The sequence below is a fragment of the Natronorubrum halobium genome, from assembly GCF_051351675.1.
Taxonomy (GTDB): Archaea; Halobacteriota; Halobacteria; order Halobacteriales; family Natrialbaceae; genus Natronorubrum.
Genome location: NZ_CP195596.1, coordinates 214,193 through 227,766, shown reverse-complemented (window position 1 = coordinate 227,766; position 13,574 = coordinate 214,193). Strand labels below are relative to the sequence as shown.

13 protein-coding genes and 1 pseudogene are annotated in these 13,574 nt (G+C 62.6%); 9 read left to right on the top strand and 5 right to left on the bottom strand.

The window, feature by feature from the left end:
• Nucleotides 1–2 precede the first annotated feature (2 nt).
• The 5 genes from ACSFC7_RS25030 (at nucleotide 3) to ACSFC7_RS25010 (ending at nucleotide 5,622) form a co-directional block, all read left to right on the top strand.
• Nucleotides 3–935, top strand: a complete 933-nt coding sequence (locus ACSFC7_RS25030) for a carbohydrate ABC transporter permease (protein WP_436348629.1) — start codon at nucleotides 3–5, stop codon at nucleotides 933–935.
• A gap of 3 nt (nucleotides 936–938) precedes the next feature.
• Entirely contained in the window at nucleotides 939–2,084 is a 1,146-nt protein-coding gene (locus tag ACSFC7_RS25025; protein ID WP_436348628.1) for an ABC transporter ATP-binding protein, read from the top strand.
• 1 nt (nucleotide 2,085) lies between these two features.
• Nucleotides 2,086–3,231 (top strand): ABC transporter ATP-binding protein, encoded by a 1,146-nt coding sequence (locus ACSFC7_RS25020; RefSeq protein WP_436348627.1) that lies wholly within the window; start codon nucleotides 2,086–2,088, stop codon nucleotides 3,229–3,231.
• Between the two features lie 1,134 nt (nucleotides 3,232–4,365).
• Nucleotides 4,366–4,560 (top strand): hypothetical protein, encoded by a 195-nt coding sequence (locus tag ACSFC7_RS25015; RefSeq protein ID WP_436348626.1) that lies wholly within the window; start codon nucleotides 4,366–4,368, stop codon nucleotides 4,558–4,560.
• 300 nt (nucleotides 4,561–4,860) lie between these two features.
• A complete protein-coding gene (locus ACSFC7_RS25010) occupies nucleotides 4,861–5,622 on the top strand; it encodes an IclR family transcriptional regulator (RefSeq protein ID WP_436348625.1) in 762 nt (253 codons plus the stop codon).
• A gap of 102 nt (nucleotides 5,623–5,724) precedes the next feature.
• On the opposite strand, the pseudogene ACSFC7_RS25005 reads toward ACSFC7_RS25010, so the two are convergent.
• Nucleotides 5,725–7,074: pseudogene (locus ACSFC7_RS25005) on the bottom strand (alpha-N-arabinofuranosidase); the annotation flags it as partial.
• A 129-nt stretch (nucleotides 7,075–7,203) separates the two neighbouring features.
• On the opposite strand from ACSFC7_RS25005, the gene ACSFC7_RS25000 reads away from it, so the two are divergent.
• Entirely contained in the window at nucleotides 7,204–7,977 is a 774-nt protein-coding gene (locus ACSFC7_RS25000; RefSeq protein ID WP_436348623.1) for an SDR family NAD(P)-dependent oxidoreductase, read from the top strand.
• Entirely contained in the window at nucleotides 7,967–8,251 is a 285-nt protein-coding gene (locus ACSFC7_RS24995; RefSeq protein ID WP_436348622.1) for a hypothetical protein, read from the top strand. The genes ACSFC7_RS25000 and ACSFC7_RS24995 overlap by 11 nt, the downstream gene beginning before the upstream one ends.
• A 544-nt stretch (nucleotides 8,252–8,795) precedes the next feature.
• Here the strand turns inward: ACSFC7_RS24995 and ACSFC7_RS24990 are convergent.
• Nucleotides 8,796–9,029 (bottom strand): hypothetical protein, encoded by a 234-nt coding sequence (locus ACSFC7_RS24990; RefSeq protein ID WP_436348620.1) that lies wholly within the window; start codon nucleotides 9,027–9,029, stop codon nucleotides 8,796–8,798.
• Entirely contained in the window at nucleotides 9,026–10,045 is a 1,020-nt protein-coding gene (locus ACSFC7_RS24985) for an NAD-dependent epimerase/dehydratase family protein (protein WP_436348619.1), read from the bottom strand. Before ACSFC7_RS24985 ends, ACSFC7_RS24990 begins: the two co-directional genes overlap by 4 nt.
• A gap of 100 nt (nucleotides 10,046–10,145) precedes the next feature.
• On the opposite strand from ACSFC7_RS24985, the gene ACSFC7_RS24980 reads away from it, so the two are divergent.
• Nucleotides 10,146–11,408 carry an AGE family epimerase/isomerase gene (locus ACSFC7_RS24980; protein WP_436348618.1) on the top strand — a complete coding sequence of 421 codons (1,263 nt, stop codon included), beginning with the start codon at nucleotides 10,146–10,148 and terminating at the stop codon, nucleotides 11,406–11,408.
• 67 nt (nucleotides 11,409–11,475) lie between these two features.
• Here the strand turns inward: ACSFC7_RS24980 and ACSFC7_RS24975 are convergent, their stop codons facing one another.
• Nucleotides 11,476–11,781: a hypothetical protein gene (locus ACSFC7_RS24975; RefSeq protein ID WP_436348617.1), complete on the bottom strand. Its 306-nt coding sequence runs from the start codon at nucleotides 11,779–11,781 to the stop codon at nucleotides 11,476–11,478.
• 107 nt (nucleotides 11,782–11,888) lie between these two features.
• On the opposite strand from ACSFC7_RS24975, the gene ACSFC7_RS24970 reads away from it, so the two are divergent.
• Nucleotides 11,889–12,536 (top strand): HAD family hydrolase, encoded by a 648-nt coding sequence (locus ACSFC7_RS24970; protein ID WP_436348615.1) that lies wholly within the window; start codon nucleotides 11,889–11,891, stop codon nucleotides 12,534–12,536.
• A gap of 153 nt (nucleotides 12,537–12,689) precedes the next feature.
• Here the strand turns inward: ACSFC7_RS24970 and ACSFC7_RS24965 are convergent, their stop codons facing one another.
• Entirely contained in the window at nucleotides 12,690–13,559 is an 870-nt protein-coding gene (locus ACSFC7_RS24965; protein ID WP_436348614.1) for an SMP-30/gluconolactonase/LRE family protein, read from the bottom strand.
• Nucleotides 13,560–13,574: the final 15 nt, after the last annotated feature.

The following is a 13,574-nucleotide window of genomic DNA, read 5'->3' as shown; positions in this document are numbered from 1 at the left end:
CAATGTCACAGTCAACATCCGATACGAACCTCGACGTTGCATCGGTCGTCGAAGACGTCAATCTCAGACGGATCGGCCACTACACGCTGATCGTCCTCTTCCTCGGGTTCTTCCTCCTCCCGTTGATTACGGGGCTCATGACGGCACTGAAAACGAACGAGGCCATCGCCCGGACGGTCCCGTTCGTGCCGCCACTGGGCGAGGGGTTCACGCTCGAGAACCTCGAGTACGCCTTTAATCAGCTCTCGCACGCGTTCATCAACTCGCTGCTGATGGCGATTCCGGCGACGATCATCAACGTGTTGCTCGCGAGTATGGCTGCGTTCGGGCTCACGATGGTCAAGTGGCGCGGCCAACTCGGAGTTCTGGTCCTGTTTCTCATCGGGATCTTCGTGCCGTACCAGGCCGTGTTGGTGCCCCTGGCACGGTTCTGGAACAACACGTTCCCGCTCGCGGACATGCTCTCGCCGCTGTTCGCGACGGTACCGCTGATCCAGGGCTATCACGCCGACCTCGTGCCGTTGATCATCACCCACGTCGCCTACGGGATTCCGATCTGTATGATCCTCTTCCGGTCGTACTACCAGAGTCTACCGAACTCGCTGGTCGAGGCGGCCAAGATCGACGGCGCGAGCATCACGAAGATCTATCGACGCATCATCCTCCCGATCTCGAAACCGATGTTCGGCGTCGTCTTCATCTACCAGTTCACCCAGATCTACAACGAGTTCCTGTTCTCGTTCACCCTCATCTCGAGTGCGAACTCGCCGGAAGCGCCGGTCACACTGATCATTCCGGCTATCGGGACGTCGACCTCCGGCATCGACTTCGGAATCCGGATGTCGGCGGCGTTCCTCGCGGCGTTGCCGACGATCATCCTGTACGTGGCGTTCGCCGAACAGTTCGCGAAAGGACTGGAAACGGAGAGTGCATAACCAATGGGACGAATTCAACTCGATCAGTTGACGAAGCGATTCGGAGAAACGGTCGCCGTCGAGGACGTGACACTCGACGTCGAGGACAGCGAGTTCCTCGTGTTAGTCGGCCCGTCGGGCTGTGGGAAATCGACGACGCTTCGCATGATGGCCGGTCTCGAGACCCCCACGTCGGGAGACCTCTACATCGCCGGCGAGCACATGAACTATCGCGTCCCGCAGAATCGAGACATCGCGATGGTGTTTCAGGATTACGCCCTCTATCCGCATATGACCGTTCGGGAGAACGTCCGGTTCGGTCTGGAAGAGGAAGCGGGCTACACCGCCGATGAGATGGACGAACGCGTCGAGGACGTCGCCGACACGCTCAGCATCGGCGACTTGCTGGACCGCAAACCCGGTGAGCTCTCGGGCGGCCAGCAACAGCGGGTCGCGCTCGGTCGAGCGATCGTGCGGGATCCGGAGGTGTTCCTGATGGACGAGCCACTGGCCAATCTCGACGCGAAGTTGCGCGCGGAGATGCGGACGGAACTCCAGCGCTTGCAAGCCGAACTGGACGTGACGACGGTCTACGTCACTCACAACCAGACGGAAGCGATGACGATGGGTGACCGGATCGCGGTGTTGGACGGTGGGCAGCTCCAGCAGGTGGGTGCCCCGCTCGAACTCTATCACGAGCCCGCGAATCAGTTCGTCGCCGGATTCATCGGCGAACCCATGATGAACTTCCTCCGCGGGCGGCGGTCCGAGGATGGATTCGCCAACGAATACGTCGAGTATCCGTTCGACGAGCGTCTCGAGCGGACCGTCGGCGACGCCGACGAACTCGTCTTCGGCGTCCGTCCCGAAGCGGTCGACGTTCGCCGTGTCGACGAGACGCCGGAAGAGCGACTCGGACCGTACGAGTTCCGGATGACTGTCACCGTCACCGAAACGCACGGCAATCAGAACATCGTCTCCCTCACACACGCCGACGATGCGGCCGATCACAATGCCCTCCGTGCAGTGACCGACGGAATGCACATCGTCGACGTCGGCGAGTCGGTCGTCGTCACCATCGATCCGGATGCCGTCCACATCTTCGACGGCGCGACCGGCGAAGCGCGTTGTAACCGCCGACTCGAAACCGCACGCGAACTCACGATCTGACATGGCACGCTTAGCACTCGACGACGTAACCAAGGAGTACCGTGATGGAGAGATGAGTGTCGTTGCCGTCGAAGACGTCTCCATCGACGTCCCCGACGGGGACTTCCTCGTCCTCGTCGGCCCCTCCGGCTGTGGGAAGTCGACGACGCTGCGGATGATCGCCGGCCTCGAGGGGATCACGGACGGGGAGATCAGACTCGACGGCAAATCGATCAACGACGCCTCCGCACAGGAACGGGACATCGCGATGGTCTTCCAGTCGTACGCGCTGTATCCCCACAAAACCGTTCGCGGAAACATGTCCTTCGGGCTTGAGGAATCGACGGATCTCTTCGACGCGGCCATCGCCGAGACGGTCGAAGAGACGGCGGCGATGATGGGGATCGAGGACCTGCTGGATCGCAAGCCGGGCGAACTCTCGGGCGGCCAGCAACAGCGGGTTGCGCTCGGTCGCGCCATCGTTCGCGATCCCGACGTGTTCCTGATGGACGAGCCGCTGTCGAACCTCGACGCGAAACTGCGCGCGGAGATGCGAACGGAACTACAGCATCTACAGGAACAACTCGGCGTCACGTCGGTCTACGTCACGCACGACCAGACCGAGGCGATGACGATGGGCGATCGGATCGCGGTGTTAAACGACGGGCAGCTACAGCAGGTCGGGACCCCACTCGAGTGTTACCACGAGCCGAACAACCTGTTCGTCGCGGGCTTCATCGGTGAGCCGTCGATGAACGTCTTCGATGGACGTCTCGAGGAGGACGCAGTCGTGACCGGCTCCGTCGAGTACCCGCTGTCACCGGACTCGCGACGCGATATCGAGGCGGGAACGGATCTCGTCCTCGGCATCCGCCCGGAAGACGTTCGGGTCGGCGGTTCTCGATCGGGCGACCGACGGTTCGAGGCCGAGGTCGTCGTCGTCGAGCCGATGGGGAACGAGAACGTCATCCACCTTCGGTTCGACGGCGCGACGGCTGACGACGAGTTCATCGCGACGACCGAAGGGATCCCGAGCGTTAGCGCCGGCAACCGGGTTAGCGTCGAGTTTCCCGAAGCGGCGATCCACCTCTTCGACGGCGACAGCGGCGTCGCGCTCAAGAACAGGACGCTGTCGTTCTCCGGGGCTCCAGACGAGGTCCTTCCGTAACGAGTGAGTTCGACTCGTCCATTCGACGGTGGTGTATCGTGGAAATCGGCGGCCGTGGCGGCAGTAGTGCTGTCGTAGTCGTCTCCGAATTGATTCGCTTTCTCCCGAGATACGTCGATGATCACGGTCGTCTCGCAGTAATCGACTGCTTCTGCTCGAGTTCGCGATACCGACGCCGGTGCTTCATCAGCCGGGGCTACCCGTACAGATCGGCTAGTTCCGTCGGACGCCGCCACTCGGACGGGAACCGTGAACCGATCGGCTCGTGTACGCGTCAGCGGTCGCTAGTTTCGGTCCGGAACCGTCCGTTCTCAAACCCTCTGGCTGCGACCGACTGTGCAGTGCTCGGTTTGCTCCCTCAACACGACTGGTGTTCTGTATTAGAGAAAGTTCGTCTAGAAGGAGTTTCTACTGGTTCACTATGGCACGAGTGCCTCCCGAAATCAGTCCGTATCCGACGTTCTCGATCGTCTGCGCGGTCGAGACCCGGTTCTCGGCACATATATTACATTCCTACTATTGTAAATACCGCTACGGTTGTTGCCTCTCGAGACCCCTCCGTGGTCCGTACGAGTGTTGATACGGCCTGCTGACAGGGGGCCGTCCTGAACGGTTCGAAGGGAAGACTGAGCGGTCGGCAAAGAGACGGAAACCGTTGCTCAGCGGTCTATCGACTGCGTATTCGGAGTCGGTTCTGTCGTCCCCTGGCCTTGGTAGTGAATAACGATTCACACTGTGTGTACCCCCGGAGTCGTTCTGGAAGGTTGAAAACTCGTTCTGTATAGCAGAATTCTATTTCCCGCTACTCCCGGTTCCGTCTCCGTAAGTGACTAGCGCCGACCGAGGGCGCCCCACTCGATACCGAACGTCTCGTCGACGCTGGATGAGCGACACCACCGCGACCGTCATCAGAGGTGTGTCCGCTAGCGGAGACTCCAACAGCGTTTCGAGAACGGGTCGTCGACCGCTACTCCGCGCCTTCGACCGACGAAGTGGTTCAGCGTCGGCGAGACGCCGTCGTCTCGACCGTCGCCCTGGAGCCGGTGACGTACGCACGCGCCATCTCGGAGACCAGATACGGATCCTCGCCGCATCCGCCGGTGAGAGGCCGCCTTCCTCACCGAGACGTGTGACGTGGCCGACTCCGTGCTCGAGCCACTCGACGGCGGCCTCGGCGTCGAGATCCCCATCGGCGAGCAACCGGTCGGCAGTAACCGAACCGGGCTGGGAGGCCTTTTCCCCGAGGGTCATTCGCTCGAGGCGATTCTCGACCCGAACCGAGACGGCTGCTGTACCGTCTCGGTACGTAGTAGTGGACTGCTCTCGTGATACGGCCTCACAGTTGCGGCCGATCGGTTTCGTCGTTCTTTCGGTGGACTCCTCGAAACCGGTCGCCACGTACCGTCACGTGCTCGAATACGCGCTTAACGGGCCGTTGTCCCGCTTTTCGTCTTCGACGATTACACGGGGCGGTTCGACTCTCCACTCGAGCCGTCGAACTTCAGTTAGGTGAGACTCCTGATCGTGAGCAGCGTTCCGTTCTGGGGTGAGTGACTCAGTGTGAGTAATATGGAATCTGATTCAGTGATACAGAACAATCTATATGTAGGTGCAGTGTGAGCTAGAACCATGGTAGAGCCGAAACATCCCGTTCGAACCGTCGGCAGGACGTTCGAGATTCTGGAGATCATCCAGGAACTCGACGGTGCCGGCGTCTCGGAGATCGCCGAACGTGTCGATATTGGCAAGAGTGCAGTCCACAACCACCTGATGACGCTCGCGAACCACGAGTACGTCGACAAAGACGGCGACGAGTACCACATCGGGCTGTCGTTTCTGGGACTCGGCGCGTACGCGCGAAACCGGACGCCGATCTACGACACGGCTCAGTCGCAGGTCGACCAACTCGCCGACGAAACGGGGGAGTTGGTGAATCTGCTCGTCGAAAAGAACGGGATGGGGGTCTACCTCTATCAGGCGAAAGGGGAGAATGCGGTCGAACTGGACACCCACGAGGGAAAGCGCGTTCAGATGCATTGTACGGGCCTCGGAAAGGCAATCCTCGCGTTCCGACCGCAATCCGAGGTCGACGAAATCCTCGACGAGCGCGGGCTCCCGGAAGTTACACCGCACACCATCACCGACCGCGAAGCGTTCCACGCGGAACTCGATGAGATTCGCGAGCAGCGCTACGCGATCGACCGCGAAGAGCGACTCAACGGGTTGCGCTGTATCGCCGCGCCGATCACCGACGATGCGGATCGAAGCATCGCCTCGATCAGCGTCGCCTGTCCCGTCCACCGCGTCGGTGACGAACGGTTCTACGAGGACCTCCCGGAGTCAGTTCTCGGCGCGGCGAACGTGATCGAACTCGAGCACAACTACTCCTGAGTCGGACCGTCGACTCCGCGTTCGATTAACGGCACTACGCGCCTCGTAGTTACATCGGTCCAAAAAATCGCAACCGGAGGGCCGATAGCGGCTTCGAGGCGATTACTCGATCGAGACCGCAGCGACCGTCGACGGTGGGAGTTCCGCGACGATCGACGAACCGTCGACCGACACGGACAGATCGGCGGCGGTGAACTCGTCCGCGTTGTCGGCGGTAACCTCGAGGTCGGGTTCCTAGTCGGCGAACAGAATCTCGGCCTGCACGTCGCCCTCGCTGAGACTCGCACCCTCGAGGGCGATCTCGACGGTCCGTTCCGCACGGCAGTCGAGGTTCGTGACGGTGACGTACGTCTCGTCGTCGCCGATCGAGGCGGACGCGCCGACGAGCGGCAGTTCGCGGTCTTCGCCGTCGTCGTCGAGTTCGCGAGTCGGCGCGGAGACGGAGGTCCGGACGGCCTCGTTACCCTTGTGGGGGGCGTAGAAATCGAAGACTCGGTAGGTCAGGCGGGCCCAGGCGTCGTCCTCGTCGGTCTCGACGAGACACTGGAGGACGTTGACGGTCTGTGCGATGTTCGACATCGTCACGACGTCGCTGTAGTCGTTGAAGATGTCGAGGACGGCCGCCGCCGAGAGCGCGTCGAGGACGGTCCCGGGCTGTTCGAGGCCATTATCCGCCGTGGCTTCGGGATGCCAGGAGCCCCACTCGTCGATGATGACGCCGATGTCTCGGGTCGTGGCCACCGCGTTGATCGCCGCGGCGATTCGCTCGATGTGGTCTTCCATCTCGAGGGCTTCGGCGAGGAACGTGTCGTACTGGTCCTCGTCGGCCTCGGCGACGGTCATCGTGCGACCGTAGTAGTGGTGCAGCGTGAGGTGGTCGAGGGGGAACGAGGCCCCCCACGGAGCGCCGTTTACCTCCTCGAGGAAGCGGCGGTTCCACTCGTGACCCTCGAACCCGCAGGCGATGAGCTCGAGTTCGTGATCGAGCATCAGGTTGTCCATGGTCCCGACGTAGGTCGCGAACCGGCGGTACTCGCGTGCGTACTGTTCGTGGGTCATCCGACCGCCACAGCCCCAGTTCTCGTTACCGAGGCCCCAGTATTTGACGCCGTAGGGCTCTTCGTATCCGTTGTCCCGGCGCCGGTCCGCCAGTTCGGTGTCGCCGTCGTAGTTGCAGTACTCGACCCAGTTCGCGGCCTCCTGTGGGTCACCGGAGCCGACGTTCGACGCGAGATACGGCTCGGTGCCGATGCGCTCACAGAGGTCGAGGAACTCGTCGGAGCCAAAGGCGTTCGACTCCTCGGGTGTTTCCTCCGGTCCCTGCGCCCAGAAGAGGTTGCGACGGCGCGGTCGTTCGTCCCGCGGCCCGACGCCGTCCTCCCAGTGGTAGTCGTCGGCGAAACAGCCACCCGGCCACCGGAGGACGGGGAGTTCGAGGTCGGCGAGAATACTCCATAATATATTAGGTGAATATAACTTCGGCGTAGCAACTGATATCGCTTGCTGTGATAGCCGCACGGAACCAGCAGGCAGACACTGACGATGAGAAGTTTCATAGGTGAGTGTGAGAGTAGCTCCCGTATGGACGACTATACGCACACACCGGTGACTGTCGAGGACAAGCGAGCCGTCGTCGTCGGCGGGACCAGCGGTCTCGGACAGGCGATCGCCGTCGGCTTCGCGGCCGACGGTGCCGACGTCATCGCGACGAGCAGAGGTGAGGAAAAAGTCGAGCAGACCGCCGACCTCCTCGAGGAACACGGCGCGACGACGGCCCGCGTCACCTGTGACGTCACCGACCGGGAGTCACTCGAGCGGGTTCGAGAGGTCGCCGAGGAGACGCTCGGGGGGATCGACATCGTCGTCGCCTCGCAGGGAGCGATCTCTCGAGAGACCGTCCTCGGTATCGAAGACGACGACTGGGAGTTCGTCACGAGCGTCGCACTCGACGGCGTGCGACGGGTGGCCCAGACGTTCGCACCCGCGATGGAAGACGGCGGGAGCATCGTCAACATCTCCTCGCTCGCGGCGCGGTTGTCGATGGCGAACCTGCCAGCGTACTCGGCGGTCAAGGGCGGCGTCGAGGCATTCACTCGCGCCTCGGCCAAGGAGTTGGCACCCGAGATTCGAGTCAACGCCATCGCGCCCGGCTTCTTCATCACGCCACAGAACGCCGATACCTACGCCGAGGGGACCGACAAGCGAGTCCGGATCGACGAGCGAACGCCGCTCGGTCGCGTCGGCGAGCGCGAAGAGCTCATTGGGGCGGCGATTTACCTCTCGAGCGACGCGTCCTCGTTCGTCACCGGCGAGGTGCTCACCGTCGACGGTGGATTCGCCGATAGTGCGTTCTGACGACAGTCGAGATCTCGATCGGTCCGATACTGATTCCGTCACTGTCTCGACCACGGACGTCGGATACCGTATCGATCTCCCGCCGCAGCTCGCGGCCCTCAATCGATCGAACGTCAACGTCCAGTCTCTCGCCGTCGAGCGGGACGAGACTGCACTTCAGCAGGCCGTCAAACTCGATCCGCTGACGGCGGCAGTGTGCACCCTCGAGAAGACCGACGAGATGGTCGACGGCCTGCTCGAGGCGAACACCGAGTATCTACCCGAACTGGACTGATCGAGTCTCGAATGCGGAGACCGTCCGTATCCTCCTGCGTGATTTCCGTCTGTCTCGGGAGTGTATACCTCCCCCATCTGGCAGTGCGAAGGACCACTGGGAGTACAGATACTGTCGCAATTGTCCATCAATACCAAACAGTACAGTAGTATAACTCTACACCAATACACGCCTAATCACCCTAGTGACTGGGTGTTATAGTCGATATATAGTAGTCATACGAGATCATAAATCGAGTATTTGCTATAAATATCATCATAGGGATTACATCAGCAGATTCTGTATCGTTCTATTATAGTAGTCTCAATTTCTGTATGATAGACCGCTTCCAGCCAACGGGAATTCGTCGAGTACCGGCACTGACCGTACTATCGCTTGGAACAAACTGATGGGCCGCGTCGGAGGACGAGAATCGCTCACGGCAGGTCGTCGTCTCGCCCTGTAACCTATCTTAGTAACAGATATTACCGCATAGTACTGATCGATGTCCGTGCTCACACGTGACTGTACGTACCGATAGAACACGCTCTCATCAGCCGGGTTCTCACTGAGGACCGACTCGAGAACTTACCTCGTGTCGGAGGAAGCGCTCGAGGTGTGGTGCCGGCTCGAGCGCTCGAGGCCGGTGTTCGCCGCCGTAAGCGCGCTGTAACCGATTCGACGGTGCCGCCAACCCGGTCTGGAACGCGGTGCCGTCGACGTGTTCCATTCCGCGAAGCGGGTCGAGCCTATCACCGCAGCTACCGGGACTTCCGACATCTCCCGTCGCGTCCGTCACTGCCGGAACTCGTCCGCGCTGTCGATGATGTCCGCGGCCGCCTCGCGCCACGCTCGGACGATCGCATCGTCGAACGGCTCCGACTCCCACGGCTCGATCGCGTCGCGGGCCTCGAGCCAGTCGACGGTTCGGTCGATCCCGTCCTCGAGCGCGACGGTGTACTCGAAGCCGAGGTCGCGGCGAGCCTTCGTATTGTCGAAGACGGTACTGTACTGGAAGTGCTTCCGGAGCATCTCCGTGCGGTCGGGTGCCGCCGCCACGAGCACGTCCGTCGGTACGTGGACCAGTTCCGGTTCGGGCGCGCCGATCGCTCCGGCGACCCGTCGGTGGTACTGGTTCCAGGTGATCACCTCCTCGCTGGTGACGTTGTACGCCTCGCCGGAGGCCCGCTCGTTCCCGACCGCGCCGACGAACGCTCGGGCGACATCGTCGCGGTGGCACGCGCCCCACAGCGACGTCCCGTCCCCGTGGACGACGATGGGGTTCCCCTCGGGCAGTCGGGAGAGGTAGTACGTCCCGTCGCCGAACGTGTGAAGCACGCGTCCGCCCTCCCCGTACGTGCTCCACGGCCGGAGCACTGTCACCGCGAGGTCGCCCCGCTCGTGGGCCTCCCAGAACGCGTCCTCTGCCGCGGCCTTGTTCCGGCCGTAGTCGCTCACGTTCGGGTACCGGTCGGCTCCCTCCGCGACTGGATTGTGCTCCGGCGGCCGGTGATAGACGTCGACGGTGCTGCAGAGGACGTACTGGTCGACCTGCGCGACGGCGTCGATCGTCTCCTCGGCGGTCTCTGGCGTGAAACAGACCATGTCGATCAGGCAGTCGGGATCGTTGTCCGTAACGGCCGCCTCGAGGCGTTCCGTGTCGTGTCGGTCGCCCCGGAGCGACGTCGCGCCGTCGGGGAGTTCGGTGCTCGACTCGCCGCGCGTCAACGCGGTCACGTCGTGTCCGGCGTCGACCAGTTGTCGGACGACACCCGCGCTGATAAGGCCGGTGCCGCCGATGACGAAGACGTCCATACGGCGTCGTGGGAGCGCGACCTCCTACGTGTACGGCTGTCGGCGAGGGACTACGATATCGGTATTATTATCTTCCGATTAGTACTACCGTTCAGGCGTAATGGCTGATCTATCCGCTCTCAAAGGCGAGTGTCGCTCGTCGCTCGAAGAGACGCTGACGGACAACGTTCTCGACTTCTGGTTCCCGCGTAGTATCGACGACGAGCACGGCGGATTTCTCACAAGTTACGACGAACGCGGCGAGTTCGCCGGGAACGGCAACAAGCAGGTCGTCACGCAGGCGCGCATGGTCTGGCTGACGTCGCGACTCGCCCGCGAGGGGTACGGCGACGAGTATCTCGAGATCGCCGATCACGGAATCGCGTTTCTGCTCGAGGAGCTGTGGGACGAGGCCAACGGCGGCTTCGCGTGGGAAGTCGAACGCGACGGGACCACGAGCAAACCCAACAAGCACCTGTACGGACAGTCGTTCGGTCTCTACGCGCTCTCCGAGTACGCCCGCGCCACCGGGGACGACGAGGCGGCCGAATACGCCCACGAACTCGTCGATCTGATGGACGAACACGCCAAGGACGACGAGCACGGCGGCTACGTCGAGTACTTCACGCCCGAGTGGGAGCCGATCACCGAGGGCCAGACCTACCTCGAGAACATCGAACCGGACTGGTCTCCCAAGGAGTCCGGCGACAGCGTCCTCGATCCGACGCTGAAGCTGATGAACACGCACCTCCACCTCATGGAGGCGTTTACGACCTACTACGAGGCGTTCGGCACCGACCGCGGACGCGACCGCCTGCACGAACTGCTCGCCATCCTCACCAACACGGTCTACCGGAAGAAACGCGGCTTCTGTACGGACAAGTACGATCCCGACTGGTCGCCGAAGATCGACGACGAGGAGTTCCAGGTCGTCTCGTACGGACACGATCTGGAGAACGTCTGGCTCGTCATGGAGGCCGCCGACGCGCTCGGCGTCTCGACTGACCTCTACCGCGAGTTCTTCGAGACGCTGTGGGAGTACTCCCTCGAGTACGGGTACGACGACGAGGACGGCGGCTTCTACTTCTACGGCGGCTTCGACGAACCCGCGAGCTTCCGGATCAAAGCCTGGTGGGTACAGGCCGAGTGCATGACCAGCGCCCTGCGCACCTACGAGCGCACCGGCGACGAGCGGTACCTCGACGTCTTCGCCGAAACGTGGGCGTTCCTCGACGAGCACCAGATCGACCGCGACCACGGCGAGTGGCACTCCGGCGTCGACGAGGACCTCGAGCCGGTCGGCCGCAAGGGCGCCGTCTACAAGGCGGCGTACCACAACGGCCGGGCGCTGCTCGAGTGCATCGCGGCTCTCGACCGGCTGTAGCCGGCATCGAGCGACCGATCTCTCGTATCGAACCGGTTACCGAACGGCGAACGTCGTCGACTGGTCTTCACAGACGAGTTCGAACGACCCCGGTTCGACGGTCTTGCGACTTGAAGACCTCGATGTCGTCGTTCCTGCCGTCCCGCCCGAGGCGGATGCGATCCGTGAGCGGGACGGAGCCCTCGAGGACGGACAGTTCGAGACCGGCGTCGTCGAACCAGTTGACCATCCTCGCGAGTTTGTCGTCGGTCCACTCAGTCCGGCCGTCACCGATCTCCAGCGGATGAACGACGACGCTCGTGACGCCTATCTGCGTCGCGAGTTGCCAGCGGAAGTCCGGCTCCGGCGGGAGTACCAGCGAGAGCTGTACCATACGCGTCGTTTTGACGGCCTATTTGATAACTCCCTCGATAGAGACCACGCAGTCGACGCCGTGGCGCGAATCGGTACGCATTTTGCGGTCGACGGAGACTGCCAGGTATGTCCCAGTTTCGAGCGGTGTTGTTCGACATGGACGGCGTTCTCGTCGATTCCGAGTCCCACTGGCATCGACTGTGGCGCGAAGAGGTCTTTCCGCTCGTCGACGCCGACCTGACCGTCGACTCGGTTACCGGCCGCAGTTTCGAAGAAGCCCTCGTCGAACTCGAGGAACAGTACGGGCTGTCCGACGATCGACTCGCGGTCGAGAACCGGCTCAGAGATGCCGGCGAGCGAATTTACGCCGAACACGTGACGCTCACTCCGCGCGTCTCCGCGCTCGTCGACGCGATCCGTGAACGTGGCATCGCCGTCGGAATCGTCTCCTCGTCGCCGCGGCCGTGGATCGAACACGTCGTCGAGCGATTCGACCTCGGTCCGATGGACGTCCTCGTGAGCGCCGAAGACGTCGACGCGCCGGGGAAACCCGCTCCGCACGTATACGAGCGTGCGTCCGAGAGCCTCGAGATCGATCCGGCCGAGTGTCTCGTCGTGGAGGACTCCGAAAGCGGGGTCGCCGCGGCGGCCGCGGCCGGGGCGACCGTGATACGCTTTCGACGAGGGGCCGTCGCCGAACCGCTTCCGGACGCCGCCTCGACGGCGCCGGATCCCGCGGCACTCCGGTCTACCGTTACTGGGTATCTCGATTGATTCACGGGTAGCTACCGACGGCGGTCTCTCGAGGTCCGTTCGTGCCGTCTCCAGGTCTTTCCACGTCTACCTGGCGTCCTGATCATCACGAACCGACGACGGAATCCTACGGAAAACCGCGGGAGTACTCGAAAACCATCGGTGAATAGGACGTTACTCGAGGGCGATTCGCGACCGGAACTCGGGGACACCGGTGACGCCGACGTCCGGAATCCGAAAGAGCGCGCCCGCACCGCTGCCTTCGTCGGACCGGTCGCCGTCGGTGAGTGCGGTCGTCAGGTAGAGGTCGCGGTACTCCGGTCCGCCGAAGGTGACCGAGGAGACTTTTCGCGCCGGCAGGTCGATTTCGTCGACCGCCGTCCCGTCGGGCCTGTATCGAACGACCCGGCCGCCGTTCCACCGGGCGGACCAGACGTAGCCCTCCTCGTCGACGGTCAGTCCGTCCGGGACACCGTCGTCCGCGGGCGTCTCGAGGAACGTCCGTTCGTTCGAGAGGTCGCCGGTCGCGCGGTCGTACTCGAACGCGTAGATTCGGCGGGCCTCGGATTCTGTGAAATAGAACGTCTCGCGATCGCTGGAGAATCCCATGCCGTTAGGGATGTCGACGTCCTCGATGACGACCGTCGAGGTGCCGTCCGGCTCGAGTCGGTAGAGATCGCCGAGCTCGCTCTCGCCGGGCATCGTCCCGCAGAAGACGCGTCCCTCGGGATCCGCGATGACGTCGTTGAAGCGCGTATCGGCGTCGATTTCGGCGACCGTCTCGGCGGTTTCGTCGCCTGGCACCCATCGACTTACGGTTCCGTGGGTGAACAGGAGGAGTGCACCATCGGCTTCGATCGTGTACCCGCCGAGCGGTTCGCCATCAGTCTCGTAGGCGAGTTCGTACTCGTCGGTCTCGGGATCGTATCGATAGAGCCGGCCGGCCGGGATATCGACCCAGTACAGTCGCTGTTCGTCGGGATGCCACAGCGGTCCCTCTCCGGTATGCGCACGGGTATCGGCGACGCGTTTGACACGAGTCATAGCTATCGGTTTCAG

Coding starts and splice junctions, on each gene's coding strand:
- ACSFC7_RS25030 (WP_436348629.1), top strand. CDS start 3: ATGTCACAGTCAACATCCGATACGAACCTCGACGTTGCATCGGTCGTC.
- ACSFC7_RS25025 (WP_436348628.1), top strand. CDS start 939: ATGGGACGAATTCAACTCGATCAGTTGACGAAGCGATTCGGAGAAACG.
- ACSFC7_RS25020 (WP_436348627.1), top strand. CDS start 2,086: ATGGCACGCTTAGCACTCGACGACGTAACCAAGGAGTACCGTGATGGA.
- ACSFC7_RS25010 (WP_436348625.1), top strand. CDS start 4,861: ATGGTAGAGCCGAAACATCCCGTTCGAACCGTCGGCAGGACGTTCGAG.
- ACSFC7_RS25000 (WP_436348623.1), top strand. CDS start 7,204: ATGGACGACTATACGCACACACCGGTGACTGTCGAGGACAAGCGAGCC.
- ACSFC7_RS24985 (WP_436348619.1), bottom strand. CDS start 10,045: ATGGACGTCTTCGTCATCGGCGGCACCGGCCTTATCAGCGCGGGTGTC.
- ACSFC7_RS24980 (WP_436348618.1), top strand. CDS start 10,146: ATGGCTGATCTATCCGCTCTCAAAGGCGAGTGTCGCTCGTCGCTCGAA.
- ACSFC7_RS24975 (WP_436348617.1), bottom strand. CDS start 11,781: ATGGTACAGCTCTCGCTGGTACTCCCGCCGGAGCCGGACTTCCGCTGG.
- ACSFC7_RS24970 (WP_436348615.1), top strand. CDS start 11,889: ATGTCCCAGTTTCGAGCGGTGTTGTTCGACATGGACGGCGTTCTCGTC.
- ACSFC7_RS24965 (WP_436348614.1), bottom strand. CDS start 13,559: ATGACTCGTGTCAAACGCGTCGCCGATACCCGTGCGCATACCGGAGAG.